The following is a 25,093-nucleotide window of genomic DNA, read 5'->3' on the forward strand; positions in this document are numbered from 1 at the left end:
TCGACCTCGCAGGTCCGGTGCCGGATACCCGGTCAGGAGCGGCCCCGTTGCGCGCCGCCGCCTGCTCCGATGTCAGCCGACGAGGTCGCCGTGGACGATGATGTTGTCGGGGTGGTGACCGTTCTCGACCGGCCCGCCGCAGGTGATCAGCCTCAACTCGGGCCGCGTGGTGTTGCCGTAGACCCGCTGGGTGGGGAAGTCTTTCTCGGCGACCTGTTGCACCGTGCGTACGGCGAAGACCGCCCGGGTGACGACGATCCGGTCGCCGGTCCTGATCCGGCCGACATTCTTCATCACCGCTGGTCCGTCGACCGTGTCGAAGTGCCCGATGAGCACGGCCGGACCGGTCTCACCGGGGGTGACCGACTTGCTGTACCAGCCGATCCGATCGGCCTGTGCGACGGAAGGGACCTCGACCGTACCGTCGCCGTTCAGCCTCAGCCGCAGCAGCGGCCCGGTGTCGACCCCGGCGGACGCGATCGTGATGTGGACGGGCTCGGAACGCGACATGGCGGCTGCGGACTTCCTTGGTGGCCTTGGAGGGGTAACCACCGCCCGCTCTGAGGCTGCCCAGTTCTTTGGTGCCCTAGAAGACCTCGGCGGTGTACCAGATGTGCCGGTCGCCGTGGCGGTAGACCTTCGCGGTCAGACCGCCCTTGAGCTGGTTGGTGGAGACGAGGGTGCCGTCCGGGGCCGGAGCGGACTCCGAAGCGGAGGGTGTGAAGGGCTGTCGGGAGTGGCTGTGACGGTGATACTGGGCTGCGGGCTGAGCGAACCGGTGGCGGCGACGGCGGCGGTCGGCGCGAGAAGCCCGCCCACGGTGGCTACGACGATGGCCGTGCAGCGAGCAGCACGGCGGTATGAAGCGAGAAGCGGCATGAAGCACTCCATGACCAAGCGGCGCGAGAGCCGGGGCGGACAGGAAGTCGCAGCCATTTGCTCGGCGGGCGGGGGCCGCAGCGGGGCGCCCGCTGCCCATTCAGGCTAAAAATCAGGCTTGCGGAAGGGTGAGTTCCCTGTCACTGCCGAGTCGCAGGCCGCACCTGAACAGCCCTGTCCTCGGCGCGCGTTGGGATGCGGGCGGGGGTACGCGTCCCAGTCGAGACCTCACCCGGACTGAGCCTCCACACGACGCATCAGTCACCAGTGGTGGAACAGTCCTCCGGCTTCGTGCCGGTGAGATCGCACAGGGCGGCGTCGGCTTGGCCCTCCGAAGGGTGTTCATGAAGCAGGGTGGCTGCCGCACGAGCGCCGACGCCGAAGCATGTGGGGTTCTGCTGCACGATCAGGCCGAGGATCTTCGCTCGCGATTCGTCGATGGTGATCTGGTGGGAGTCGATCTCCTCCGCTTGGGACCCTCGACGCAGTTGCTCGCGAATCTGATCGGCTCGTAGATCAAACTCGTGCTTGGTCTGTTCACACGCGGCGGACCGCTCGGAGGTGCCGTCCTGTTGCCCAGCCCCGACGGCGTAACCGCCCGTGGCGAGAGCGATTGCCGCTGCGCCGACCAGCGCGATCAACGAAGGTCTCATGGCGAGGGATGTTATCTGCCCAGGTCAGGAAGCCAGTAGGCAGGTCCGCATCACGGATACCGTCACAGCATGGACCCCGGGTGCTGTCACCACATCCCGGGGTCATGCATCCACTTTCCTTGACCATGCGATTCAACGACTGGCAGGGACAAGGGTTACGCCCAAGGCCCCACCCACACACCGCGCTCCTCCGTCGAACTCGGCGGGCAAACTCATCCGTTTAGGAACGATCGTCTTAACTGGTCGTTCTTTAACGTCGTAGGGTCGGGGCATGGGACGACCACGTGCCTTCGACACGGATCAGGCCGTGACGACCGCGGCCGCCCTCTTCGCCGCTCGCGGCTATGAGGGCACCTCGGTGGACGACCTGGTCACTGCCACCGGCATCCACCGGGGCAGCCTGTACAAGGTCTTCGGCTCCAAACGGAGCCTGCACCTGACGGCGTTGCGCAATCACCTCGACCGCGAGATCCTCCCGACCACCGCCGCCGTCGCCACCCTCACCGACCCCGCGCAGGCCCTGACCACGGCCATCGCCTCGTACGACAACGGCCCGGCCGCCGGCCTCCTGCTCATGGCCGCCGTCGAACGGGCGCCCCAGGACCCGGAGGTCGCCACGCTGGTCACGAACGCGATCACCGCACTCGAAGACGCGCTGCGCCCCTCCCACGGCGAGGCCGCCCCTCACATCGCCTCCACCGTCCTCGGAGCCCGACTGCGCCTGCGCGCCCAGCCCAGCACCCCCAAGGAGCACTGGCATGGCCCGGATCTCCATCGATCGTGAACACGGCCTCCTGGCCGCCGAATTCCAGGGCCTCGACAAGCTCTGGACCTTCAAGAGCCGCCTCGAAGTCCCCCTTGCCCACGTGCGAGGCGCCACCCACGACCCCGGCATCGCCCGCGAGCCGAAGGGCATCCGCGTCGGCGGCACCCACTTCCCCGGAGTGATCACCGCCGGCCGGTTCCGCCACGACGGCGAACGCATCTTCTGGCAGGTGAAGAACCCGGACAAGGCGATCGTCATCCAACTCGCCGACGCCGAGACCTACGACCGCCTCGTGATCGAGGTCGATGACCCTCGCGCCACTGTCGCCCTCATCGAGCATTCATCGCCCAGAGTTGACGATTCAGGGGCGGGGCTTGTCCGGGAATGATGGGCCGGAACCCTTGTCGACTTCAGTACCAAGGTCCTGGCTCTCCGACCCGGCCATCAGCGCTTGGGTGTCACAACCACCGTCACATCGCGGTCCGCGGTGGCGCTTGTGGTGAGCCGGACCGTTGCCGCCGTCTCCGCAGGTACCGCGGAGGGTTGGGCAGTCGCCGGGCCGTCGACGGCGATCCGCCAGCCCACCGGGCTTGCCGGCAAGGACAGTTCGGTCATTCCGCCGAGCCGCGGTTCGTAGCTGAGCCGGTAGGTTCGTGTGGCCGGGGTGTAGGTGTCGACGTGGACCGAGCCCGCGACAGCTCGGGCGTACGGCCGTACGGTTCGCTCTTTGTTGGGGCGCAGCCGACCGTTCGCGTCCACGGCGCAGTAGCCGCCGCCATAGCACCACTCCCAGCCTGCCCAGCCGCCGCTGTAGCGGTCCATGGATGCCAGGACGTCGTCGTAGAAACGGTGCATGTTGGGCAGGTCGCCGTTCAGCGGCCCCCACTCACCCACGACGACCGGGGTGCCGTACCGGCGCGGATAGCCGACCACGGCGGCCTCGTACGCTTCCAACCAGCCTCCGTCCGGGTCGTAGTCTCCGCCCGCCTCCATCACGGCGTTGTACAGGTGAGGGGCGTACACCACCTTGGGGTCGTCGATCCGGCCCAGACCGGTCGGCACTCCCTCGCCCACGATCGGGGTCGGCTCGACGAACAGCCAGTTGTCCGAGTCGATCTGCCGGACGGCGTGGGCAATCCGGTTGTACATGGGAGTGAGCTGTTGGGCTTCGATTCGCCCCGCGGCCGTCGGCAGATCCTCGCCCGCGTTGATGCGGCCCATCGGCTCGTTGATGAGGTCGTAGCCGAGAACGGCGGGGTGCCGGCCGAACCGTGCCGCAAGCAGTCGCCACATGCGCGCCTGCGCCCTTCGCAGGTCGGCGTCCTGGTAGAGGTGCTGGAACGCGGCCTGCACCGCCGGCTCGAAGTACTCGGAGAACCAGTCGTCCGGGTGAGGTGTGAACGGCAGCCCGTCCGTGCGCGTTGCCCACTCGGGGATTCCACGGTGTCCGAACCGGGGTCCGAATACGTCCTGGTGAGCATCGATCACCACATGGATGCGGTAGCGATGGGCCCAGTCCAGGATCCGCTCGATCTTGCCCAGATATCGTCGGCTGTAGTGGCCGGGTTGCGGTTCCAGGTCGTCCCAGAAGACCAGGAGCCGGGCGAAGTCGAAACCCTGGGCCGACATGTCACGGAAGTGCCGCTCCGTGATCGCGGACAGCGCGTCGGCACCGCGGTGCGCCTTGTCTCCCACGTTCCAGCCGCGCAGGGTGAGTGCCCGGCCCCGGTCATCGGTCACACGGTGCCCGGCAGCGGTCGGCGCGACGGCACCCGCGTACGCGGGACCGGGATGCAGTACGGCCGCGAGGATCGCCAAAGCGGCCATGGCGGCGACCGCGCACCTGCGCATCAACACCTCCGGGTCATGGCGCGAACTCGCGCCGAGTTCGCAACCACTCGACTGCGCAGCGAGCTAACCGGGTCGGTCGGTTCTCCACAAAGGCGAGAACCGGACGACGTCAGGTACGGGTCGGCGTCGGTCGGCTTCGGGCGGGCGCGTGCTCTGCGTACCCACCTGGGTCGACAGCTGGGCGGGCCGACGTCCTACGAGGGGCCGACCCGGGTGGTGCACGTGAACGGCTGGTCGATCCAGTAGGCGGCGTGCCGCTCGCCCCAAGTTCAGCGGTGGCTCAGAACGTTGACCACGCGGCCGTTGGGGTCGCGGACGAAGAACCGGCGTACGCCCCACTCCTCGTCCTGCAGGGGGTGAACGATCTCCGCGCCGCTGTCCCGCATGACCGCGTAAGCCGCATCCACGTCGTCGACTTCGATGCTCATGTCGGGGGTGATCGGAGCGGTTTTGTCGCTGGTCATCACACTCACCTGGGCCGACGGACTGGACGGTGAAGCAAGCGTCGTGATCCAGCCGAGGTTCATGACTTCTTCAAAGCCCAGCAGGCCGTAGAACTCCCGGCTCTCCTTCGCGGCCTCTGACTGGACGACGGGCATGACACGGCGAACGGCCATCGATGACTCCTCAAGAACACGAACGGATCCAGGACCGTCCAGGGGTACCACGGTCCGTCCGCCGCCACGGGCTGACGGCGTCCAGACTCAGTCCGCGCGCCTCACGGACAAACTCTCCATCCGACCCCTACTTTGGTCACTACGCGCAAATTGTCCGTATGTTCGAGCTCCATCTGTGTGTGCGTCCGGAGCTGCTACCCCTCCTCCACCGTTCCCCCTGGGAGTCGCCATGCCTCTGCTGCTGGTCCAAGGCACATTCCATCTGAAGAACACTCAGCCGGACGGCGATACCGTTCACTTCGTCGCGGACAACGCGAGTGACTGGAAGCTGGTCAAGGGCAGGAACCCGGTGCAACTCACCGGCACGGGTGAAGCCAAACTCCGGCTGGAGGGCATCGACGCGCTGGAGACGCACTACCACGACGAACACCAGCCGCTGCAGTTCGGCCATGCCGCTGCCGCTGAACTCCTGACCTGGCTCGGCTTCAACGACGTACAGCGACAACCGGACGAGACCGTCACCGCCTCGACCCCCGAGAGCACGCCCGGGTACGTCCTCACCGGAGGCGCCGACCTGTACGGCCGCGTCGTTTCCCTCGTCGGCCGGGGCACTCCGCCCGCGGCCAGCGGCGCGGCCGTCACCGTCGACGTGCCGTTGCTGCGGCAGACCGCCAACCATCACCTGGCCGCGCAGGGACTGGTCTATCCGACCTTCTACGCCAGCCTCTTCCGCGACCTGCGGGAGGAACTCACCACCGTCGCGCAGAGCGCCCGGGCGGAGGGTCAGGGGCTGTGGCCCCAGGACGTGACCACCACCGGATTCAAGGTCACCGGGCCGTCCACCATCACCGACGACGTCGTGATCCTGCCCAAGGTGTTCCGGCGGCTGATGGACCACTTCCATGCCGGCATGTCGATCTCCTGCTTCCCCGCCTACCTCGCGGGCAAGGAGGACAAGTTCACGGTCCTGTCCACCAACGAGCGCTTCGCGGGTCTGCAACACGTCGTCACCGTCACCAACAGCGGCACCGTCCGTGTAACCCACCCGGTCGACGATCTGATCTTCGACGAGGAGTGAGAAGCCGGCCCGCTTGTGCGTACTCCGTCCGCTCTATTTGATGATCCGTGCCGACCGGGTGGCCGTGTGGAGGAGTTGTTCCAGGGGGCCTCGCCGAAACAGTCGGGTCCAGACAGTCGCCAAGAGCATGGCTCCCGCGATGAAGGCGAGCAGCACCGGTAGAGCGGAGAGGCCGTCCCCGTCGACCGCGGCCACGTACCGGACATCGCTGAAGAACCACAGCGCCACGATGTGCAGGACGTACACGGTCAGCGCGGTCATGCCGACCGCGGCGACGGGTGTGGCCAGGCGCGTGAGGCGCGGCATCCGTTCGGCAACGGTCAGGCATGCGGCGACCACGGCAAGGGCAACTCCGGTGTTGCCGACGATCGAAAAGGTCGTCTGGCTGTGCGGTGCCGCCACCAGCAACCAGGCGAGCGGGGTTCGGTCCTCCGGCGTGCCGACGGTGTCGGACCACCAGGCGGACGATGCCGAGCCGGCGTCCGTGGCGGAGGCGACGGCGGACAGGGCGTGGGGGACCAGGTGCAGGGCCAGCCAGGAGCCGCCGTAGCCCAGCAGGGCGAGCCCCCCGCCGATGAGCGCGAGCCGGGATCTGACGCCTGGCCGAGTGAGGTCAAGCCGGGCCACTGCCATGCCCGCGATCAGGAAGGGGATCCAGGTGAGCACGGGATACTCGCCGGTGAACAAGAGTTCGATGATGCCGTCCGTGCCACTGATCAGCGCCAAAGGGTCATGGCTGGTGAGGGCGTCTGCCCAGCTCCCGTCCTCGATGGATCTTCTGATCACGTACAGGACCTGAGGCAGGACCAGTGCATTCGCCGCAGCAATGAGGGCGAGCGTCCCCGCCCGCAATCGGCGCAGTGGGAGGACGGTCAGGAAGAGCAGCCCGTAGAAGCTGAGGATCACGTCGACGTCGGTGTCCAGGGCGGTCAACGCGTAACCGAGCGCCAGCAGGACGACGGCACGGATCACTATCCTGACCGTCGCCTGACGGCCCGCGCGCCCGGTATGGGGGTACGGGCGCCCGGTGATGATCACCAGCGAGAAGCCGGCGAGCAGGGCGAAGAGGGCGGAGGAGCGACCACGCGCCGTCTCCAGCAGGAATCCCACCGGGCCGCCGACCGTCACATCGGGCCCGACGTGGGCGGAGTACATGCCGAGGACCGCGAGTCCGCGAGCCAGGTCGATACCGATCAGCCGCCCCGTCGAGCGCCGTTCGGCGGCGATGGGGGAACGGTCGCCCAAGAGCGAGGGTGACACGTCTGCCGACTCGATCGAGGCCGCATTGTGGGTCATACCTCAAGGATTCACCACCCAAGCGCCCGAGACACCCCGGCAGCCTTCCGGAAACACCCCGCCGACCGGCCGACGTCACGCCTCCGATCGGCGGGTGCTCCGTGCCCGTCGCCGGGAGGACGGCCTACCTCATCCGGTCACCGGCACCGGCACCGGTACGGGCGCGAGGTGCCCGGTGCGGTGCAGACGTGCCACCAGCCCGGCGCACAGGAGCCCGGTGGCGGCCAGCACCGCCCAGGGCAGCCAGCGCACGCCCGTGTCGAACAGCGCCCCGACCGCGAGGTTCCCGAGCGAGATCGTGATGCCGGAGACGGTGTTGTAGGCGCCGTAGTAGGTCGCGATGAGCCGGTCGCTGGAGAGGCGGACCACGGTGTCCATCTCGAAGGGGTAGAGCAGGGCCCCGCCCCAGGCCAGCAGCGCGGCGCAGAGCAGGAGCGCGAGGACGCCGGCCGCGAGGCCGACGGCTCCGTCGTAGGGGCCGGGCAGGGCCGGCAGGAAAGCGGCCCCCATCATCGCCAGCCCGTAGGCGATGGCCCGAGGTCCGGCCAGAGTCCGCTTCGCCCAGGCGGTCAGCTTCAGCTGTCCCGACAGTGCGGCGAGCGCGGAGACGGCGAAGACCGCCCCGGTCACCAGCCCTGTCCGGTCACCGAAGAGTTCCCGGGCGCGCAGGGGGAGGGCGAGATAGACCTGGAAACCCAGGACGTACGAGCCCGTCATGGCGGCGGTGAACAGCAGGAAGGGCCGGTTCGCGGCGACGGTGCGCCAGTCGGCGGCCACGGCGCGCCAAGCCGGTTCCGCGCTCCGGTCGGCCGGGGGGCGGGCCGGCAGGGCGCGGGTCTGGAGGACGGCAAGGACGGCGAAGATGAGTGCCGCGACGGTACACACCGCGCCGAAGTCCCAGGTCAGCAGGGCCAGTCCGGCCAGTGGCCCGATCAGGATTCCGGCCTGGTAGAAGACGTTGAAGGCGGCGAAGGCCTCGACGCGGCGTTCCTCGCCCGCGTCGGCGGCCAGATACGCCCGCACGGCCGGGTTGAACAGCGCACCCGCCAGCCCGGTCAGGGCAGAGGCCATCAGCAGCGCGGGCAGGGTGTCCGCCAGTGCGAGCAGTCCGAAGGCGATCGTCCGCAGCGTGCATCCGATGAGAATCATCGGCTTGCAGCCGTAGCGGTCGGCGAGGGTGCCGCCGACGAGGAACATGCCCTGCTGGGAGAGGTTGCGCACGCCGAGAACCAGGCCGACCGTCCAAGCCGCGAGGCCGAGACCGTGGGCGAGGTGATCGGCCAGGTAGGGCATGAGCATGTAGAAGCCGAGGTTGATGGCGAACTGGTTGACCATCAGCAGCCGCGCCGGCTGGTCGAAGGAGGCCACCTGGGCCCGCAGCCCCCTCATCGGGCGCCCGCCTCGGCGCGCTGCGCGGTCGTGCGGCCGAGCGGATCGCGGACCTTGCCGCACCTGGTCCAGCCGGTCACCTCACACTCGTCGGGCTCGGCGATCTCTTCGGGTTCCGGCGGCGGTTCCTGCACCAGCAGCTGCTGGTCGCGGCACCATGCGTCGTTGTAGACGGTGTCCAGGTAGCGGTGCGGGCCGTCGGGGAAGACCGCCGCGATGCGCGTGCCGGGGGGATACGTCCGGGCGACCCATCCCGCGACGAGCGCGACAGCCCCGACGCTCCAGCCACCTGTCGCGTAGTGGCGCCGGCCCAGCTGGCGGCAGGCCCAGACGGCCTCGGCCGGCGCCACCCAGTGCACCTCGGCGAAGGCCGCGTAGTCGACGTTGCCCGGGTGGATGCTGGAGCCCAGGCCGCGCATCAGTCTCGGCCGGACGGGCTGCCCGAAGATCGTGGAGCCGACCGAGTCCACGCCGATCGTGGTCAGCGTGGGGAAGGACTCGCGCAGTACGCGGGAGATGCCGGCGGAGTGACCTCCGGTGCCCACCGACACCACGAGGACGTCAATACGGCCGAGTTGCGAGATCAGCTCCATGGCCAACGGCCCATAGGCGGCCACGCTGTCGGGATTGTGGTACTGGTCAGGGCAGTACGCGCCCGGCGTGCGCGCCAGCAGTTCCGCGACGCGCTCGCGGCGGGCCCGCTGCCAGCCGCCGTCCGCATACGGGGCGGCGACCTGGTTGACGTGCGCGCCGAGTGTGGTCAACAGCCGCAGCACCGACGGCTCCATACCGGGGTCGGTCACGACGGTGACCGGATGCTCGAAGGTCAGCCCGGCCAGCGCGAGCCCCAGGGCGAAGGTGCCGCTGGAGGACTCGACGATGGGAGTACCCGGCGCGAGATCCCCGCGCCGACGGGCCTCATGGATCATGTGGAGACCGGGACGGTCCTTGATGCCGCCGGGGTTCGCGCCTTCGAGCTTGGCGTAGAAGCCGCGGCCGGGTGGGGCGAAGGGTTCGTCGATCCACAGGACCGGGGTGCTGCCGACCAGTTGCGAGGGGCGGCGGGCAACCAGGGGGAGCGGTGCGTGGGCTCCGAGGGCTTGAGGGAGGGGGAAGTTCATGCGCGTACGGCTCCTTGGCACCGCGCATGGCGGGGCGCGGTGCGGTCGTCATGGGTGATGGGCGCGCGGGCACGCCCCTGCCGCGGAATGCGGGCGGGGTCGGGGCGTGCGGGCGGCGCTCAAAGACGCCAGACGCAATGGAGCGCGAGGAGCCGGGGGCTGTCGGGGGTGGGAGCGGCGGTGTCGGACCGCCGGCACCGGACGGCGAGCAGGAGCGCGCCGCCGGCCGATCCGGACGAGCCGGCCGCCGGTTCGGCTTGGTCGGACTCGGTGACCGCTTCGTCCGCCGTGGTCCTGGGGCGGTCGGCCGCGTGATCGATGTGGCCCCCGGAACTGTGCCGGTGTTCGGGGGCAGGCTCGTGATCGTGCCCGGTCTCGGCCGGTGGGCGAGGAGCTGCGGCTGTCTCTACGGCCACATGCGGTCCGGTGAAGGAGGAGGCATGGACGGCACCGGCGAGGTGGGCGGCGATCAGGAGGACGAGGCCCAGGAAGAACCCCACGCGACCGGGCCGCATCGAGGCCCGCCGCATCATCCACACTCTGCTCACACACACAGCGTATTCGGCAGATTACGGACGGGGCGGGAAGTGGGGTGCCGGGGCGAGCCGCAGTGCCGGACAGGTCAGGGGAGGGGAATGGACTCGCCGGCCGCATGGGACCGTACGAGAACGGCGGCCCCTTCCGTGGGCTGTACGACATGGGCGCGCCCGAGCCCGGAGACCCGGGCGTGCCCGTCGTCCCCCAGCTCCACGAGGGTGTTCTCGTCGATGGCGATGCCGTACGGGACGTACCCGCGGGCGACGGCCGCGGCGAGCCGCGGGAGCGTGCCCCACTGCGCGGCGTGCACGTCCACCCCGAAGGGAACGAGCCCGAGCCCGGGCCGTACGTCGATCTCCGCCAGGTCCTCCGCGCTGTCCTGTGGACACACCGGGACGCCGTCCAGGAGCCATCCGCCGACCACGGCGTGCCGTGCGGCCACGGCGGCGCCCGCGGAGAACCCGGCATACGGGATCCCGCGTTCGGCGAGCAGACGCGGCAGCTCTTCGAGGCACTCCGTGAACGCCTCCTGGTACGCGGGCGTCAGCCCGCCGCACACCAGCACCCCGTCGACGTCCGCCGCCCGCTCCGCCTCGAACCGCGTGCCGAGCGGCACGAGCAGGGGTACGGGCACGCAGTCCCCGGCCTTGCGCAACGCCCTTTCGTACCGGGCGAATTGTTCCTCGCCGTCGCCCTCGTCCGCGATCACACATCCGATGCGCGGAGCGTCCCCGGCCGCCCTCAGAAACGGCTCGTAGACCTCGGCGGTGTCCCATCCTCCGCCGATCAGAAACGTACGGCTGCCCATCCTGGTCCCTCCCGTGCTGTGAAGGGCGAATGTAGGGGGTGGGCAGGGGAACCGTCGACTGGATTACCGTGCGGGCCCCGGCCCGGAGGCGACTCGACACGACGCCCGCCGTGGGCAGGCGCGCCGGCGGCGGCCTGCCCAGGGCGGGCGTGCTCTGGCTGTGCCAGGGGGAGATCAGTCGGGCAGGCGGTCCAGCAGCCAGCTGCCCAGTTCCTCCGTGATGGCGGTGTGCCCCGTCGTGGTGGAGGAGCAGACGAAGTCGTCGACGTCGCTCTCGGACGGGTCGAGTTCGTCGATGTTCACGTACAGGTCCTTCTGCGCGTCGATGTCGCGGATCGAGACGGCGCTGATCGAGGGGACGAAGCAGACCTCCTCGTGCCGCAAGTCGACCTGGGCGCCGAACTTCTTGAGCATGTCGGCGAGGATCCCGTAGGAGCGGAGGGTGCCGCCGGGGGCGCCGTCCAACTCCGGGAAGCCGGAGGTCTTGATGATCTTCTCGGCCTTGGGGAACCGGCGCTTCAGCTCGGCGACGATGACGTCCTTGCCCTGGGCCTGGGTGTAGAAGGTGGTGCCGGGGTAGATCCGGTCGACCTTCAGCGCGGTCTCGCCCGGCGTGATGGGCAGGCCGGTGCCGTCGCCGCGGCCGTTGGCGAGTGCGAGGATGCGGGGGATGCGCGGCCAGTTGCCGACGTCCGCCAGCCTCTGCAGGAACTCGGTGCGCTCCGGTGCGATCCCGATCTCGCCGCTCTTGGGGTCGTAGTGCCGCCAGAGCATCTGCCGGGCGGCCGGGCTGTTCATCTGCCGGGCGAAGTCGTTGGCGACCGGGATGAAGTGGGAGAACGCCTGCAGGCCGACGGGGATGACGGCGCCGCGGTGCGGGCTGTCGTAGGAGAAGTACAGGCGGGTGCGGTGGTCCATCCGCTGCGTCTCCATCTGGGCGAGGGCATAGCGGGTGACCATGCCGCCCATGCTGAAGCCGCCCACCGTCATCCCGGCGTCGCCGAGCTGCTCGGACAGCGTCCGCATGATGCACGCGTACGCCGCCTGGGCGTTGTCCAGGATGGAGGCGCTGCGCTCCTCGAACCCGAGCAGGATGACGTCACGGCCGCGGCGGCGCAGCTCGCTCAGGAAGGGGTAGTCACGGTCGAGGCCGGCGTAGAGCCACTTCAGGTCGCTCCTGCCGAGGTTGAAGCCGTCGGCCATGATCACCGGCCGGACGATGCCCTGGTTGCGTTCGCCGTAGTAGACGTGGGCGTAGCCGTTCGGCAGCTGCCACTGCTCGTCCGGCTCCGGCACGGGGTAGGGCAGTTGGACCGGGGGCGTGGAGCTCAACGGGGTGGGGAGAGTGAATTCTCCGACGCTCTGCTCGGCCTTCTCGTCCTGCTGTTCGGACACAGCCGGTCTCCTTCCGGATCCGCGCAGGGCGCAGCAGCCCGGTGGACCCGGGCTGGACGGCTACGGACGGCGCGAAGATCACGACCATCTTCAGCACACGCTTCCGTCGGCATCCTGGATGCCGCTCGCTGTGTCCTTCGTATTAATGCAAGGCGTGGAGCCTGTGTTTGAAGCGGACGTCTCACCCGTACGGCACAGGATCCTCATGGAGGCGGAGCAGAGCAGCCGGCTCACGCGAGAGCGGCGGCCGCTCGCTCTGCCTGCGTGCGGGGGTCTCTGACGCCGCGTTGGGATATCGGTGCTCGGTAGGTGCCGCTGGCGGGCGTCGCTGAGGGCAACGGGGCGAGCGGCTCCTCGGCCGTGAACCGACGCAGGCGTAAGCCGTCGGCGGTGAAGTCGTACAGCGCCTGAAGTGGGGGCGTGCGGACGGCGGGATGGTACGGCCGCCGCGGCCCGCGGAGCGGCGTCGACTTCACCGTGCGCGTCGTAACGGGACCACGCGCTCGCCCCTGCGCGGACACCACGGCCGTGATCGAGCGAAGCCAACGGGCGGAAGACCTGTGTTCGAGACGCCGCTCCGTACGCCGGCCGGTGTCACCGACCGCTGATCAATGCGATGCTGTCCAACCTCTTCCACCCCGACTTCCATCCCGACGCGCTTCGAAGGTGGAAGGCGACGATGTCGCGCCCCGGACCGTCCCCGAACCCCGACGTGGGCACCGAGTTTTGAGACACGCTTTACACGACACGTGCAACTGCGGCCCACGCCCCGACTGTCTGACAGGGAGTCGGGCCCGTCGGGGGGCCGAAGAGCGAGAGATCGGGGCACGTCGTGGGACGGCGCAAGGGCAGCATAGGGATCGCACTCGTCACGGGTGCCGTGCTGGTGGGTGTCAGTGCCTGCGGCGGGGGCGGCAGTGACAAGGCGAGCGGGGACGACGGAAAGGCGTCGGGCAAGCCGAATGCGAGCGCCTCGCCGTCGCCGACGAAGCCCGCGGGCCCGCCGATGCTGCTGGAGACGATCACCCCGCAGACGGGAACCACGGTCGGCGTGGCCATGCCGGTCTCGGTCGTCTTCACGAACCCGGTGGCGAAAAAGGCGCGGGCCGCGGTGGAGAAGCACATGAAGGTGAGCGCCTCGCAGCCGGTGGCCGGCGCCTGGCACTGGCTCACCGACAAGCGCGCCGACTGGCGACCGAAGGAGTACTGGCCCTCCGGTACGACGGTGAAGATCGACGCTGACATGAAGGGCATCAGCAACGGCAACGGACGTTACGGCGTGCGCAACTACACGCACACCTTCAAGATCGGCGACGACGTGCGCGCCGATGTCTCGGTGACCGGCCACACCATGAAGGTGACCCGGAACGGCAAGGCGGTGCGCACCCTGTCGATCAACGCCGGCAGCCCTCAGTATCCGACGTGGAACGGCACGCTGGCCGTCATCGACAAGCAGGAGAAGGTTCACATGAACTCCTGCACCGTCGGCATCAGCTGCGACAAGGGCAGCCCCAACTACTACGACCTGACGCTGCCGTGGGACGTCCACCTGACCCAGTCCGGCACGTACGTGCACTACTCGACCGGTGACCCGAATCCGGGCAGCGGCAGCGCCCGTGGCTCGCACGGCTGCGTCCATCTGTCCATGTCGGACGCCAAGTGGTTCTACAGCCAGGTCAAGCAGGGTGACCCCGTCACCATCACCGGTTCTACCCGTGCCAAGGCCTCGCCCGAGAACGGCTACGCCGACTTCAACGTGGGATGGGACGAATGGCTCGCGGGCAGTGCGTCCGGGGAGGGGACGACCACGACGCTGTGATGCACGGCGGTGGCGGCGCGAGTCAGCGCATCGATGACGCTGACCGCGAGGCCACCGCCCTACTCGCTCTCCGGGCTGACTGGAAACAGGCGGCCGGCACACGCCAAGTCCCAGCCGAGCGGCGGATGATGGCAGGCCACCACCACGATCAGGCGCCGGCCCCGACCCGGGCCAGCACGCGGTCGGCAAGCTCGCGCGGGGGCAACTCGCCGTCCAGGAAAACCGTGTCGCCAGGCAGGGCATCGGCCGCGGCCACGGACGCTTCGATCCTGTCCCTGCACCAGCGCCGCACACGGTCGTCCTGCTCGGGGTCGTCCGGTGTGAAGCTTCGCCCGTCGATCCGCTCCTCCAGGACCTCTCGGGAGACCTTGAGGAAGAAGTGGTGCACGTCGATGCCCGCGTCCTTCAACACGCCGAAGATCTCACCGACATACCTGGCGTTGACCAAGGTCATGGGGACCAGGACCGGGCGGCCGTACTCCTCGACCAGCCCCACCGCCAGGTCGGCGACCTGGCGACGCCACAGGCGAAGGTCCTGGAAGTCGCCGGTCGGCACCTCCACGATCTCCCGCAGCACATGGCCGACCATCTCCGGGTCATAGACCAGCTCCTCGGGCCAGCGCGGACGCAACTCGTCCACGAGCGTGCTCTTCCCGCTGCCGAACGCACCGTTCACCCAGACGACCAACGCATTCCTCTCCGGTCGCTGTCATGCCCGAGCATCGGGCGGGATCAGCATGTCACTGCGTGCGTACGCCCTCCTGATCGGCGCAAGTGCCGCGCGTTTCGCGCTCTCCGGCCCGCGCAGTGGCCAAATGGCGCCCAGGGTTGTCATGCTCAACGGGCCCTGTCGGCAGGAGTCTTGAGGCCGTGATGCAAGATCGCCCCATGAACAACACCAGCAGACGCACCGTCCTGGCCTCCGTCGCCGCCGTTGCCGCCGGCCTGCCCACCCTCAATGCCGTGATGGGTAACGGCGCCACACCGGCCGCGGCAGCAGACCAGTACGCATCCAACACCGAGCTGTACACCCGTACCGCCGCCAAAGAGGGCACCGACTGGATGCGCCGCTTCCGCATCGGCGCGCCGGCACAGGTCACGGACAACGCCCGCAGCACGAGCAGCCCCGTCAGCAGTACGGCGGTGATCGCGCCGCACGGCGGCGGGATCGAGGCGGGTACGAGCGAACTGTGCATGGCCGTCGCCGGTTACACGCCCTTCGACGCCAACACCGACCCGGCGACCGCGGCGGTGCCGGGAGAGCCGCAGCGGGACTACTGGATGTTCGAGGCTCTGGCCAACTCGGCCGCACAGCACGTCACTTCCACCCACTGCGACGACCCGGCCGCCCTCGCCGCCTGCGGCAACAACCTGTACGCCGTCTCCCTGCACGGCTTCGACGACACGTCCGTGAAGAAGATCATCATCGGCGGTCGGGACCAGCGGCTCAAGCGCAACCTCCTGGCGGCCTTCAGGAGGTACGATCTGACCTCCCCCGCGAGCAAGGCCGAATGGAACGTGACCGTGGTCCTCGCGGGCGCCGACGACCCCATCAACGGCGACGACCCGGCCAACATCGTCAACCGCACCCGCACCGGTGGCGGCGCCCAGATGGAGCTGTCCACGGCGCTGCGCGCGGCGATGTTCGGTGACTTCTCCGGCGCGGCCAAGCGCAGGACGACGGCCGGTGTGCCGAGCACCAGTAGCCCCGACGCCGACCACTTCTGGAACGGTTTCGTCAGCGCCGTCCGCGAGGCGATCAAGAACCAAGAACTCGGTCTCGACTCCCTTTAGGTCTGCTGCCGGGGTACGTCGGTGACAGCACTGTGCTCTCACCGTGCTCTGGCATGGGTGAGGGCCTTCTGGATCCGGTGGGGATTGCGATCTCTACCACCGGCCTCAGGAGGTCCTCATCCGACAGCCCGCACCCGCCGTCCAGGCCGTCGCCCGCACCCGCGATCTCGCCCCGACGCCGGCTTCAGGGGTGCAGTGCGCGGTGCAGTGCCTCGATGGCGAGTGTGCGGGCGACTGTTGTCGCCTTGGAGTCGCGGAGGCTGTCGAGCATCAGGAAGTCGTGGACCATTCCCAGGACTCGGACCGCGGTGACGTCCACTCCTGCCTCGCGGAGCTTGGAGGTGGTCGGACGGACTGTACGGCGGCCTGGAGCCCTGCCCGGACCCGAAGCTCCTCACCGGCTGACCTCCGCCCATGATCAGCCGGACAGGCCTTAGGCCTGCCCGGCGCGGGGATGCCTTCACGTCTCGGCGCGGCGGAACTTACGGTTTGTGGGTTACCCAGAGCAGTTCCGCCGGCCAGCGGTGTGCCCAGTCGGGTGGGTCGGTTTCGTTGTATCCGTTGGGTGTTCCGAGTTCGGGCCGCGGCTCGATGAGGTCGTCGATGATGAGACCCGCGCCGCGCAGGACCTTGACCCAGTCGCCGTAGGTGAGCTGATAGCTGGTCGCGCCGTCGTCTTCGGCGATGGTGTTCAGCCCGAAGTAGTCCTGCTGCAGCGTCCTGGTCACGCGGCTGGCGGCTTCGTCGTAGCAAGCTTCGAACCATGGGCTGGCGACGTTGAACACCAGGCGCCCGCCTCGGGCCAAGACGCGTGCGGCCTGCGGGACGGCCAGGTGCGGGGGTGCCCAGCTGAGCCCACCGAAGTCGCAGAACACCAGGTCGAAGCTGTCGGCGGCGAAGGGGAGTTGTTCGGCGGCGCCTTGCACCAGCGGGTAGCGGGCCGCTCCCATCGCGCGGTCCGCTGCGGCGAGTTGGGCTTCGGACAGGTCGAGCCCGACCACGTTGGCGCCCTCGGCGGCGAGCGCCCTGGACCACTGGCCGGCGCCGCAGCCGAGTTCGAGGACGCGCTTGCCGGTGACGTCGCCCAGGGCGTGCAGGTGCGCGTCGGGGATGGAGTACATGCCCCACAGCCGGGGTGTGGCGCCGATTTGCGGGTCGTGCTCGTGCTGGTAGGCGCTGCTGATCTGGTTCCAGAGCCGCCGGTTGGCGGGGATGCTGTCCACGTGCCGACTCCAGCACTGCCTGCCGGGGGCGGTCAACACGATTAGGACACTGTCCGGCCCTCGCCTCGGTCCGGCCCTGGCTCGGCCCGTGATCCGCCGGACGAGTCGGCTGGAGTGTCCGCTGCGGGAAGCGCGGGCCGTGGGGGCAGGCACCGCGGGACGGAACGTTGGGTGCCGCCACGCATCACGCGGTGGCCGCTCCACCATCGGCCAGATCACGGGTGCGGTGCGGTTAGGGCCGTCCTCGAACGGGCCGCTCGACAACAGCACCGCGGTGTGGTCGGGGAGTGGGTACATCTCGGGGAGAGGTTGACCACCCACCCGAAGCCGGAGGCACGCCGGGACGTGAAGGCTCCCTCCGGAGCGTTCAGCCAGGCCAGCGCGCCGTCGCCGAGGCCGGGGCGCTTGTGGCGCAGGCGCAGGAACCGAGGCGCCGTGGTGGTGCCCTCCGGGCCGGCAGGTCGAGTCAGCAGACCGCGGCTCTGACTTCGACAGGGCAGAAGTCAACACTGGGCCGCGCCGCAGTCCTCGGCGCCTCACCATGTCCGGAGTGGGTGGGCCGTCTCGTCGGCAAGGCTCTCATTACCTGGGCGGTAATCGCGCGGCTGGGCAGGGCGCGGCATGGTGAGGTCATCGGGTTTCGGGCCGGCGCGGTCCGACTCGGAGCCCGTACCAACTGACCTGAACAGCAGGCCACTTCACTGGATGGAGAGTCCGTCATGTCGATCTACGTTGCTGCTGTTGCCCGTTACTTCGAGGCGTGGAACGCCACCAGCGCCGACGCGCTCGCCAAGGCGGTTGCCGCGGCGTGGTCCGAGGACGGTACCTACACCGACCCGTTGGCCGACGTGCGTGGCCACGAGCAGATCGCCTCGGTCATCGCGGCCGCGCACGAGCAGTTCCCCGGCTTCGAGTTCAAGCTGGCTGGTGACGTGGATGGCAACCATCACATCGCCCGCTTCAGCTGGGAGCTGGTGTCCACCGCCGATGGCTCCGCGCCGGTCGCCGGCTCGGACGTGGTCACCCTTGCCGAGGACGGCCGGATCACCTCCGTCCTCGGCTTCCTCGACCGGCTCCCTGAGGCGTGAATCTTCGCCCAGGAGAAGATCGACAAGGGACCGCCCTCCGGTCGCCCAGGGCAGTCCCGGGACCGGGAGGACCGGCGCCTGATTGGCCAACAGCCACACATCGCGTAGGGCGGGCAACCGACCACCCGGCTGCCCGCCCCATGGCGTCTGGTCACGCTGCCCACTCCAACCCGAGGTCGGTGAGCTGCTGAAGCTTGTCGGCGGCGAACTCGCCACGGCTCTTGGCTTTCGGCAGGAACACCGGGGACCGCCTTCGCGGGCTCCGGCGGCCTTCACGGAAACTGTGCCGGACCCTGTGCACCGAGAGCTGTGCAGTCCAGGGGCGCCCGATTACGGTCTGTCGAAGGTGAGGCAGTTCAAGTGTTGCGCGGGTCGTCCAGGCAGATGTACAGGAAGTCCGCTCCGCCGACGACGTCTGCGGGGACGGCCACGGAGATGGCAATCGACTTGCCGCACACGGGCTTGGTAGTACGTTCGCTCAGCCGGGTGGTGTTGGGGCCGCCGTCGGATCGGTAGGCCACGGCATAGGTCAGGCGGCAGCTTGATGCACTGACCGACTTGTGTTCCTCGGTGAGCTGAACCGACCTGTTGTACCAGGTCAGGGTCCCCTTGGTGTAGGTCTGGCCGAAGGGAACGGCGTACTCACTCGTCGGGTAGGTGGCGGCATTCGAGTGCCCGACGGGCAACAAGGACAGGACCACGGTTGCCAGTCCCAGAGAGGCGACGCGTCTTGTGGCAGAAAAGGCCACGAGGACTCCGTGAGTCGAGAATGAGCCCGGCCGGGCTCGGACCCAGTGTTCCTGTTGCCGGACCTGTGTTGCGGGCGTCTGAGGGAAGACTTGCCACTCGTCGATGAACTCCTCATGCAGGGCGGGTAGTTCACTGGAGTGGAAGACCTGGCCGTGCGCCGGCGCCGCCGGTGCGGGTGCAAGGCGGCGGTCGGCGGCGGCCGACGGCGGTGTGGTGACCGCGCTGTGCCGTGCAGCGATCACCTTTGTCACCACGTCATACGCTGGAAGTACTCCGACTTCAGGTCGATGACGGGGGTCCCCGAGACGGCGTCGAGGCCCATCACCGTTTCAGTTCGCGGCCGTGGACGGATTCGATGGCGCAGGACGTCACCCCGATGCGGTTCGGCCTACGGGGGCCGCGGATTGCGAAGACGCCAACGGGCGGGAGGTCGGAGCGGCCGCGGTAGGGGCGGGGTTCGCGGTAGTCGTCGTGTTCCGGGAACTGGTCGAAGATGAAGAGGACCTCTACGTGGGAGAAGCCTTCCAGACCCTGGAGGCAGGCCTCGCCGAAGCGCTCGTCGATGGTGATCGTGTTGCGGACGGCACCCCAGTTATCGGTGCGATCTCGAACCTCGGCATGGCCAGAGGTTGTCCCCGCCGCACCCGTGTCGGCATCGAGACGATCGGCACCGCCGTGGACCAGGCCCTGACTCATGAGCGGGCCCGCGTCCAACAAGGGTGGTGTACCGGCGATCGCAGCCAAGGCTGATGGCGATGGCGATGGCGGCGACGATGAAGGCGAGGAAGCGCTCGCCCTTGCGCCCAAAGCGGCGGTGCAGTCGGCGGCAGCCGTTCAGTCTGGACATCATGCCCTCGACCACCCAGCGGTGTCGGCCCAGGCGGCCCGAGTTCTCCACGCCGCGCCCAGCGATGCGCGCAATGATCCGTCGTCGGCCTAGTCAGCCGGGCAGACAGTCGAAGCCGCAGCCCTTGCCCGCGTGCGGCTTGGACCGAGGGCGGTGGCCCGCTGCGGTCATGGAAGACGTGGATGTGGCCTCGGGCGTGGCGTGATCGGTCGGATTCGGGGCCCTCGGCCAGCCGGTGAAGCGCCGGTGCACCCTCTGCCAGGAGGCACCGAAGACCGGTGACAGCTGCCGCCAGGCACAGCCCGACGTGGCCACTAAGGTGATCGCTGCCGGCACAGCGCGGCCATCACACCGCGACCGGCCGCCACCGCCATCGCCACCTCGTGCTCGCCCCCTCGGGCGGCTTCGGCGCCGGTGCCACGTTCTGGAAGATCTCCCGCAACCCCTCCGGCACCAACCGCTCAACCAGTGCCGCATCGGATACGGCAACCATGGCCATCCACCTCGCGTGCTGTGCGGCCGCCGATACCGGCGGTCGAAACCCCGCCGAGATCCGCCGGCAGCCGTGCCGCGAGCTCGTCCGGGACGCTTCCGCACCGTCGGCCGTGAGAACTACCTCCCCGGTCCCTCGACGGACCCTTGGCCCGTGACGCATAGCTCGTTCCATGGCAGCCCTGGCTCCACGCATAGCGTGATCTGATGCGCGAGCCGTCGGGCGAGCTGCCCACCGACGCGGGCCGCCGATCCGGGCCGCCGATCCGGAGGGTTCGGAGGCGCGCACTCGACCCCACTTCGCACAGCGCCAGGAGCACGGCGTAGTCGTCCGGTCACACAATGAACCCTCCCTTAGTTGACACGTCAATCTCCTTAGCGTAACTATTTGACGCGTCAATCAAAATCCGGGCACGGTACCGGACGTCCCGGGTGCCAGAGGAGGAGTCCATGACGGCCACAACGTTCGAATTGGGGCTGAACTCGTTCGGAGAAGTCGCCACCGACGGCGGCCGGACGCTGAGCGATGCCGAGACCGTCCGTCTGTTGATAGAGGAAGCCAAGCTCGCCGAAGCCGTGGGGCTCGACACGTTCAGCGTCGGCGAGCACTACCGTGCGGGCCACAACGACAGCGCCACCCCCGTCCTGCTCGCCGCGATCGCCACCGCGACGGAACGCATCCGGCTCGGCACCTCGGTGACCGTACTGAGCACCAATGACCCCGTGCGGCTCTACCACGAGTTCTCCACGCTGGACGCCATCTCGAACGGCCGCGCCCAGCTCGTACTGGGGCGGGCATCGGCCACCGAGTCGTTCCCGCTGTTCGGCTATGAACTCGCCGACTACGACGAGCTGTTCGAGGAGAAGCTCGACCTGTTCATGCGCCTCCAGCGCGAGGAGACGGTGACCTGGTCCGGGCGCTTCCGGCCGCCGCTCGTCGAACAGCGGCTGCGTCCCCGGATGCCGGTCGGCGGCATACCCACCTGGATCGGCGTGGGCGGCAGCCCGAACTCCGTGGTCCGTGCGGCCCGCTACGGCCTGCCGCTCATGCTGGCCATCATCGGTGGACGCCCCCAGCGCTTCGCCGGCCACGTCGAGCTCTACCACCGGACGCTCGAACAGTTCGGGCATGCGCGGCAACCCGTCGCCCAGCACTCGCTGGGGCTCATCGCCGAAAGCGACGAGGAAGCGATCGAGACCTGGTGGCGGTACTGGCAACCGGTCGTCGCCGCTCTCGCGGAGGAGCGCGGGTTCTACAAGCCGAAGCGCGAGCGCTACCTGTCGGAAGTGGGCAAGGGCGCGCTGTTCGTCGGCTCCCCAGAGACCGTAGCGCGCAAGATCGCGACGATGGCCCGCGATCTGCGCCTCACTCGCTTCGACCTCAAGTACGACGTCATGAACCTCCCCCGCGACGCCCGGGCCCGCACGATCGAGCTGCTGGGCCGCGAAGTCGCCCCGCGGGTGCGGGAACTGCTCGCGAAGGAGCCGGCCCATGTCTGATCTCGTCTTCGGTCTGGACACGTTCGGTGATGTGCCGCAGGACGACGCGGGCAACCTGGTCTCCGACGCGCGGGCCATCCGGCAGGTGCTCGACGAGGCCGTTCTCGCGGAGCAGATCGGCGTCGACGTCCTTGCCCTCGGTGAACACCACCGCCCGGAGTTCGCGATCTCCAGTCCGGAGACCGTGCTCGCCGGCATCGCCACACGTACCAGCCGCATCCGGCTCTCGTCCGGTGTGACCGTGCTGAGCTCGGACGATCCGGTCCGCGTGTTCCAGCGGTTCTCGACCGTGGACGCGCTCTCGAACGGCCGGGCCGAGGTCATCCTCGGGCGCGGGTCCTTCACCGAGTCGTTCCCGCTCTTCGGATACGACCTGGCCGACTACGACGTGCTGTTCGAGGAGAAGATCGCGCTCTTCGCCAAGCTGCTGGCGGAGAAGCCCGTCACCTGGAGCGGCAGCAAGCGGGCGCCGCTCGACGACGCCGACGTCTTCCCCAAGACCGAGTCCGGGCACCTGAGCACCTGGGTCGGTGTGGGCGGCTCACCCCAGTCGGTCATCCGCACCGCGCACTACGGGTTCCCTCTCATGATCGCCATCATCGGCGGCAGCCCGGAGCGCTTCGCGCCCTACATCGACCTCTACCAGCGAGCCACCGACAAGTTCGGCACGACCGCCCACCCGGTCGGAATGCACTCGCCCGGCTTCATCGCCCCCACGGACGAGGAGGCCCGGGAACTGCACTGGCCGCACTACAAGGTCATCCGGGACCGCATCGGCGCGCTGCGGGGCTGGCCGCCGGTCAGTAAGGACGAGTATGTGGCCGAGATCGAGCACGGCTCGCTCTACATCGGCTCGCCCGAGACGGTCGCCCGCAAGATGGCCCGCGCCATCAAGGCGCTCGGAGTCGGCCGTTTCGACCTCATCTACACCGCGGGGGCACAGTCGATCAGCGCCCGCCTGCGCGCTGTCGAGCTGTACGGCACCAAGGTGCTCCCGATGGTCCGCGACATCCTCGCAGGCTGACGCCATGAACGGAGCAGAAATGGACATCACCGCCGCCGCTACCGTACGCACGGTCGGCATCCTGGGTGCGGGGAAGGTCGGCACCGTGCTGGCGCGTCTGGCCCTGGCGGCCGGCTATCGCGTGGTCATCGCCGGATCGGGCGACCCCGCCAAGATCGCACTCACCATCGAAGTCCTCACGCCCGGCGCCGTCCCGGTGACCGCGGCGGAGGCTGCGGAGGCCGATGTCGTCGTCCTGGCGCTTCCGCTCGGCAAGTACCGCACGATTCCGGCCGAGGCGCTACGGGGCAAGCTCGTCATCGACGCCATGAACTACTGGTGGGAGGTCGACGGCATCCGCGATGACCTGACCGACCCACTCACCTCTTCGAGCGAGGTCGTGCAGGCGTATCTGCCCGGAGCGCGGGTAGTCAAGGCGTTCAACCACATGGGCTACCACGATCTTGAGGACGGCGCCGAGGCCGCGGGGGCGTCGGGACGCAAGGCGATCGCGATCGCCGGTGACGACCCGGACGGCCGCGCCACCGTCGCGCGCCTCGTCAACGCGTTCGGCTTCGATCCCGTCATGGCGGGTCCCCTCGCCGAAGGAGTACGACTCGAACCGGGCACCGAGCCTTTCGGCGCCAACGTCAGCGCCGGGGAACTGCGCGCGATGCTCATCCGTTTCCCGGAATCGGAGCGTGGACGCGCCGTAATCAGCGCGAGGGCCGCCGCCTCGGGGCCTGGCGAGCAAGCAGCCTGACCGGCCAACCCTGCGTTTGGCTGTCGGTGTCTCCCCGCATCGCAGGGCTGTCGGCAGGCGGCCGAAGGCCCGCGGTCTCAGCCCGGCGAACGAGGCTGTCCAGCAAGCTTCGGCGCCGTGACCACACCAGCCATGAGCTGGATCAGGATCGTCCCACTACAAGTGACAACCGGAGGATGGGAGTTCAGGCGACCGATGCTCGGAAGGGATCGGTGGGGAGGATCTCCGCCTCACCGAAGAGCGGCTCCAGCGCCTCGTGTCAGTCGACGACGTCCATGGCATACCCCGTGAAGCATGCCCGAACGTGTGACTCAACGGCCTCTGCGGCCAGCAGCCTTGCATCACTAACCGCGCGATCATCCCAGACCGCGATCGTCCACCCCTACCGGGAAAGTGCGACGTCGCCGATGTGCAAGGCTCTTCGTCACCGTTGGGTCGAGATGGGGCCGCGGTGTGGCCTGCGAGCGGTCCTCGCGGGGGCTGGCCGCGCGCGAGCCGTGGTTGATCAGCAGTACACCGCTGATGATGACCGCGCCGCCCGTCACTTCGAGCAGATGGGGAACCTCGGACAGGCACACGAACGAGACGACGAGTGCGACCGGCGGCACCAGGTACAGCGCGGCGGTGGAGACGGGGAGCGGCAGCCGGGCCACGGCATAGCCCCAGATCACGAATCCCACGGCGGAGGGCAGCAGGCCGAGGTACGCCACTGAAACGAGCGCTTCCGACGGGGCACCGGCGACCGCCTCCAGCGCCGCCGGAAGCAGCGGCAGCCCGAAGACCATCCCTGCCACCATCGCGTACGTCGCGACCTCGACGCCGCTGTAACGGCGCAGGAGGGGCTTGGACACGCTGTGGTACACGCCCTGCACCACAGCGGCCGCCAGGACCACGAGCGCGCCGGGTGAGAATCCCGTGGAGCCGCCTCCGAGTGCGACGACCACACACCCTCCGAGGGCGACACCGCTGCCGATGATCACGGGGCGCGTCAGCGCTTCGGACAGGAACGCCCTGCCCAGCAGAAGGCTGAAGACGGGGGCGATGGCGATGAGCATGCTGGCGGTGCCGGCGGACACATGCACCTCGCCCCAGTTGAGCAGGACCTGGTAGGCGGTCATGCCGGTGGCCCCGGCGAGGGCGATCAACGGCAGGTCCCCGCGCCGCGGACGCCGGACGCCGAGGAAGGGCGCGACCGCTGTCAGAGCCACGGCGGCGATGCCCAACCTGAGGAAGGACAACCCGGCCACGCCCAGGCCCTCGTCCGCGACACGGATGGCCGGAAAGGCCGAGGCCCAGAGGACGACGACCCCTGCCAGGGCGAGGAAGCTGCGCGTGCCGGTGCCTGAGCTCATGACAATCACGATGCTCCGCAAGATGACAAAGGTCTAGTTAATTGTTCTTGCGAGAGGAGCAAGGAGTGCTTA

The 25,093-nt window shown here is 68.9% G+C and carries 26 protein-coding genes and 1 pseudogene; 10 read left to right on the top strand and 17 right to left on the bottom strand.

Features of this window, described 5'->3' with window-relative positions; all coding sequences use genetic code 11:
* Window positions 1-72: 72 nt before the first annotated feature.
* A complete protein-coding gene (locus ACWGKT_RS16260; RefSeq protein WP_453274125.1) occupies window positions 73-510 on the bottom strand; it encodes a class F sortase in 438 nt (145 codons plus the stop codon).
* A gap of 626 nt (window positions 511-1,136) precedes the next feature.
* A complete protein-coding gene (locus tag ACWGKT_RS16265; RefSeq protein WP_453274126.1) occupies window positions 1,137-1,520 on the bottom strand; it encodes a hypothetical protein in 384 nt (127 codons plus the stop codon).
* A gap of 283 nt (window positions 1,521-1,803) precedes the next feature.
* Here ACWGKT_RS16265 and ACWGKT_RS16270 point away from each other — a divergent pair, with 283 nt between their 5' ends.
* Both ACWGKT_RS16270 and ACWGKT_RS16275 read left to right on the top strand, forming a co-directional pair.
* Complete coding sequence (locus ACWGKT_RS16270) at window positions 1,804-2,316, top strand: TetR/AcrR family transcriptional regulator (protein WP_453274127.1); 513 nt, start codon at window positions 1,804-1,806, stop codon at window positions 2,314-2,316.
* Window positions 2,291-2,686 carry a hypothetical protein gene (locus ACWGKT_RS16275; protein ID WP_453274128.1) on the top strand — a complete coding sequence of 132 codons (396 nt, stop codon included), beginning with the start codon at window positions 2,291-2,293 and terminating at the stop codon, window positions 2,684-2,686. Before ACWGKT_RS16270 ends, ACWGKT_RS16275 begins: the two co-directional genes overlap by 26 nt.
* Before the next feature lie 56 nt (window positions 2,687-2,742).
* Here ACWGKT_RS16275 and ACWGKT_RS16280 read toward each other — a convergent pair whose 3' ends face one another.
* Window positions 2,743-4,149 (bottom strand): cellulase family glycosylhydrolase, encoded by a 1,407-nt coding sequence (locus tag ACWGKT_RS16280; protein WP_453274129.1) that lies wholly within the window; start codon window positions 4,147-4,149, stop codon window positions 2,743-2,745.
* A gap of 269 nt (window positions 4,150-4,418) precedes the next feature.
* Entirely contained in the window at window positions 4,419-4,766 is a 348-nt protein-coding gene (locus tag ACWGKT_RS16285; RefSeq protein ID WP_453274130.1) for a VOC family protein, read from the bottom strand.
* A 229-nt stretch (window positions 4,767-4,995) separates the two neighbouring features.
* On the opposite strand from ACWGKT_RS16285, the gene ACWGKT_RS16290 reads away from it, so the two are divergent.
* Entirely contained in the window at window positions 4,996-5,844 is an 849-nt protein-coding gene (locus ACWGKT_RS16290; RefSeq protein WP_453274131.1) for a thermonuclease family protein, read from the top strand.
* Between the two features lie 33 nt (window positions 5,845-5,877).
* Here the strand turns inward: ACWGKT_RS16290 and ACWGKT_RS16295 are convergent, their stop codons facing one another.
* The 6 genes from ACWGKT_RS16295 to ACWGKT_RS16320 all read right to left on the bottom strand — a co-directional run bounded on the left by ACWGKT_RS16295 (window position 5,878) and on the right by ACWGKT_RS16320 (window position 12,390).
* Complete coding sequence (locus tag ACWGKT_RS16295) at window positions 5,878-7,140, bottom strand: DUF418 domain-containing protein (RefSeq protein WP_453274132.1); 1,263 nt, start codon at window positions 7,138-7,140, stop codon at window positions 5,878-5,880.
* Between the two features lie 129 nt (window positions 7,141-7,269).
* A complete protein-coding gene (locus tag ACWGKT_RS16300; protein ID WP_453274133.1) occupies window positions 7,270-8,529 on the bottom strand; it encodes an MFS transporter in 1,260 nt (419 codons plus the stop codon).
* Window positions 8,526-9,650 carry a PLP-dependent cysteine synthase family protein gene (locus ACWGKT_RS16305; RefSeq protein ID WP_453274134.1) on the bottom strand — a complete coding sequence of 375 codons (1,125 nt, stop codon included), beginning with the start codon at window positions 9,648-9,650 and terminating at the stop codon, window positions 8,526-8,528. Before ACWGKT_RS16305 ends, ACWGKT_RS16300 begins: the two co-directional genes overlap by 4 nt.
* Before the next feature lie 119 nt (window positions 9,651-9,769).
* Window positions 9,770-10,198: a hypothetical protein gene (locus ACWGKT_RS16310; protein WP_453274135.1), complete on the bottom strand. Its 429-nt coding sequence runs from the start codon at window positions 10,196-10,198 to the stop codon at window positions 9,770-9,772.
* A gap of 74 nt (window positions 10,199-10,272) precedes the next feature.
* Window positions 10,273-10,995: a hypothetical protein gene (locus tag ACWGKT_RS16315; protein WP_453274136.1), complete on the bottom strand. Its 723-nt coding sequence runs from the start codon at window positions 10,993-10,995 to the stop codon at window positions 10,273-10,275.
* Between the two features lie 174 nt (window positions 10,996-11,169).
* The gene (locus ACWGKT_RS16320) at window positions 11,170-12,390 is read right to left on the bottom strand and encodes an esterase/lipase family protein (protein ID WP_453274137.1); all 1,221 of its coding nucleotides are present in this window, start codon (window positions 12,388-12,390) and stop codon (window positions 11,170-11,172) included.
* Between the two features lie 832 nt (window positions 12,391-13,222).
* Here ACWGKT_RS16320 and ACWGKT_RS16325 point away from each other — a divergent pair.
* Window positions 13,223-14,209 (top strand): L,D-transpeptidase, encoded by a 987-nt coding sequence (locus ACWGKT_RS16325; RefSeq protein ID WP_453274138.1) that lies wholly within the window; start codon window positions 13,223-13,225, stop codon window positions 14,207-14,209.
* A 148-nt stretch (window positions 14,210-14,357) separates the two neighbouring features.
* Here ACWGKT_RS16325 and ACWGKT_RS16330 read toward each other — a convergent pair whose 3' ends face one another.
* A complete protein-coding gene (locus ACWGKT_RS16330) occupies window positions 14,358-14,897 on the bottom strand; it encodes an AAA family ATPase (protein WP_453274139.1) in 540 nt (179 codons plus the stop codon).
* A gap of 200 nt (window positions 14,898-15,097) precedes the next feature.
* On the opposite strand from ACWGKT_RS16330, the gene ACWGKT_RS16335 reads away from it, so the two are divergent.
* The gene (locus tag ACWGKT_RS16335; protein WP_453274140.1) at window positions 15,098-16,003 is read left to right on the top strand and encodes a poly-gamma-glutamate hydrolase family protein; all 906 of its coding nucleotides are present in this window, start codon (window positions 15,098-15,100) and stop codon (window positions 16,001-16,003) included.
* Window positions 16,004-16,187: 184 nt separating this feature from the next.
* Here ACWGKT_RS16335 and ACWGKT_RS16340 read toward each other — a convergent pair.
* Window positions 16,188-16,343 (bottom strand): annotated as a pseudogene (locus tag ACWGKT_RS16340) (esterase); the annotation flags it as partial.
* A 142-nt stretch (window positions 16,344-16,485) separates the two neighbouring features.
* On the bottom strand, window positions 16,486-17,226 hold the full coding sequence (locus tag ACWGKT_RS16345; RefSeq protein WP_453274141.1) for a class I SAM-dependent methyltransferase: 741 nt from the start codon (window positions 17,224-17,226) through the stop codon (window positions 16,486-16,488).
* Window positions 17,227-17,945: 719 nt separating this feature from the next.
* Here ACWGKT_RS16345 and ACWGKT_RS16350 point away from each other — a divergent pair.
* The gene (locus ACWGKT_RS16350; protein WP_453274142.1) at window positions 17,946-18,314 is read left to right on the top strand and encodes a nuclear transport factor 2 family protein; all 369 of its coding nucleotides are present in this window, start codon (window positions 17,946-17,948) and stop codon (window positions 18,312-18,314) included.
* Window positions 18,315-18,670: 356 nt separating this feature from the next.
* Here ACWGKT_RS16350 and ACWGKT_RS16355 read toward each other — a convergent pair whose 3' ends face one another.
* Window positions 18,671-19,315, bottom strand: a complete 645-nt coding sequence (locus ACWGKT_RS16355; RefSeq protein ID WP_453274143.1) for a hypothetical protein — start codon at window positions 19,313-19,315, stop codon at window positions 18,671-18,673.
* A gap of 70 nt (window positions 19,316-19,385) precedes the next feature.
* Window positions 19,386-19,760, bottom strand: a complete 375-nt coding sequence (locus tag ACWGKT_RS16360) for a TrmO family methyltransferase domain-containing protein (protein ID WP_453274144.1) — start codon at window positions 19,758-19,760, stop codon at window positions 19,386-19,388.
* Here ACWGKT_RS16360 and ACWGKT_RS16365 point away from each other — a divergent pair.
* Window positions 19,759-20,004, top strand: a complete 246-nt coding sequence (locus tag ACWGKT_RS16365; protein WP_453274145.1) for a hypothetical protein — start codon at window positions 19,759-19,761, stop codon at window positions 20,002-20,004. The genes ACWGKT_RS16360 and ACWGKT_RS16365 overlap by 2 nt on opposite strands.
* Here the strand turns inward: ACWGKT_RS16365 and ACWGKT_RS16370 are convergent, their stop codons facing one another.
* On the bottom strand, window positions 20,005-20,388 hold the full coding sequence (locus tag ACWGKT_RS16370; protein WP_453274205.1) for a transposase: 384 nt from the start codon (window positions 20,386-20,388) through the stop codon (window positions 20,005-20,007). It abuts the gene before it with no gap.
* 465 nt (window positions 20,389-20,853) lie between these two features.
* On the opposite strand from ACWGKT_RS16370, the gene ACWGKT_RS16375 reads away from it, so the two are divergent.
* The 3 genes from ACWGKT_RS16375 to ACWGKT_RS16385 are packed head-to-tail and all read left to right on the top strand — an operon-like array spanning window position 20,854 to window position 23,669.
* Window positions 20,854-21,903 carry an LLM class flavin-dependent oxidoreductase gene (locus ACWGKT_RS16375; RefSeq protein WP_453274146.1) on the top strand — a complete coding sequence of 350 codons (1,050 nt, stop codon included), beginning with the start codon at window positions 20,854-20,856 and terminating at the stop codon, window positions 21,901-21,903.
* The gene (locus tag ACWGKT_RS16380) at window positions 21,896-22,927 is read left to right on the top strand and encodes an LLM class flavin-dependent oxidoreductase (protein ID WP_453274147.1); all 1,032 of its coding nucleotides are present in this window, start codon (window positions 21,896-21,898) and stop codon (window positions 22,925-22,927) included. The genes ACWGKT_RS16375 and ACWGKT_RS16380 overlap by 8 nt, the downstream gene beginning before the upstream one ends.
* Window positions 22,928-22,931: 4 nt before the next feature.
* Entirely contained in the window at window positions 22,932-23,669 is a 738-nt protein-coding gene (locus ACWGKT_RS16385; protein ID WP_453274148.1) for an NADPH-dependent F420 reductase, read from the top strand.
* A gap of 356 nt (window positions 23,670-24,025) precedes the next feature.
* On the opposite strand, the gene ACWGKT_RS16390 is transcribed toward ACWGKT_RS16385, so the two are convergent.
* A complete protein-coding gene (locus tag ACWGKT_RS16390; protein ID WP_453274149.1) occupies window positions 24,026-25,021 on the bottom strand; it encodes a DMT family transporter in 996 nt (331 codons plus the stop codon).
* Window positions 25,022-25,093: the final 72 nt, after the last annotated feature.

This window comes from Streptomyces sp. NPDC054794 (assembly GCF_053611585.1).

Coding starts and splice junctions, on each gene's coding strand:
- ACWGKT_RS16260 (WP_453274125.1), bottom strand. CDS start 510: ATGTCGCGTTCCGAGCCCGTCCACATCACGATCGCGTCCGCCGGGGTC.
- ACWGKT_RS16390 (WP_453274149.1), bottom strand. CDS start 25,021: ATGAGCTCAGGCACCGGCACGCGCAGCTTCCTCGCCCTGGCAGGGGTC.
- ACWGKT_RS16280 (WP_453274129.1), bottom strand. CDS start 4,149: ATGCGCAGGTGCGCGGTCGCCGCCATGGCCGCTTTGGCGATCCTCGCG.
- ACWGKT_RS16360 (WP_453274144.1), bottom strand. CDS start 19,760: ATGAGTCAGGGCCTGGTCCACGGCGGTGCCGATCGTCTCGATGCCGAC.
- ACWGKT_RS16370 (WP_453274205.1), bottom strand. CDS start 20,388: ATGCGGCACTGGTTGAGCGGTTGGTGCCGGAGGGGTTGCGGGAGATCT.
- ACWGKT_RS16350 (WP_453274142.1), top strand. CDS start 17,946: ATGTCGATCTACGTTGCTGCTGTTGCCCGTTACTTCGAGGCGTGGAAC.
- ACWGKT_RS16380 (WP_453274147.1), top strand. CDS start 21,896: ATGTCTGATCTCGTCTTCGGTCTGGACACGTTCGGTGATGTGCCGCAG.
- ACWGKT_RS16385 (WP_453274148.1), top strand. CDS start 22,932: ATGAACGGAGCAGAAATGGACATCACCGCCGCCGCTACCGTACGCACG.
- ACWGKT_RS16270 (WP_453274127.1), top strand. CDS start 1,804: ATGGGACGACCACGTGCCTTCGACACGGATCAGGCCGTGACGACCGCG.
- ACWGKT_RS16285 (WP_453274130.1), bottom strand. CDS start 4,766: ATGGCCGTTCGCCGTGTCATGCCCGTCGTCCAGTCAGAGGCCGCGAAG.
- ACWGKT_RS16365 (WP_453274145.1), top strand. CDS start 19,759: ATGAGCGGGCCCGCGTCCAACAAGGGTGGTGTACCGGCGATCGCAGCC.
- ACWGKT_RS16315 (WP_453274136.1), bottom strand. CDS start 10,995: ATGGGCAGCCGTACGTTTCTGATCGGCGGAGGATGGGACACCGCCGAG.
- ACWGKT_RS16290 (WP_453274131.1), top strand. CDS start 4,996: ATGCCTCTGCTGCTGGTCCAAGGCACATTCCATCTGAAGAACACTCAG.
- ACWGKT_RS16335 (WP_453274140.1), top strand. CDS start 15,098: ATGAACAACACCAGCAGACGCACCGTCCTGGCCTCCGTCGCCGCCGTT.
- ACWGKT_RS16300 (WP_453274133.1), bottom strand. CDS start 8,529: ATGAGGGGGCTGCGGGCCCAGGTGGCCTCCTTCGACCAGCCGGCGCGG.
- ACWGKT_RS16375 (WP_453274146.1), top strand. CDS start 20,854: ATGACGGCCACAACGTTCGAATTGGGGCTGAACTCGTTCGGAGAAGTC.
- ACWGKT_RS16295 (WP_453274132.1), bottom strand. CDS start 7,140: ATGACCCACAATGCGGCCTCGATCGAGTCGGCAGACGTGTCACCCTCG.
- ACWGKT_RS16305 (WP_453274134.1), bottom strand. CDS start 9,650: ATGAACTTCCCCCTCCCTCAAGCCCTCGGAGCCCACGCACCGCTCCCC.
- ACWGKT_RS16275 (WP_453274128.1), top strand. CDS start 2,291: ATGGCCCGGATCTCCATCGATCGTGAACACGGCCTCCTGGCCGCCGAA.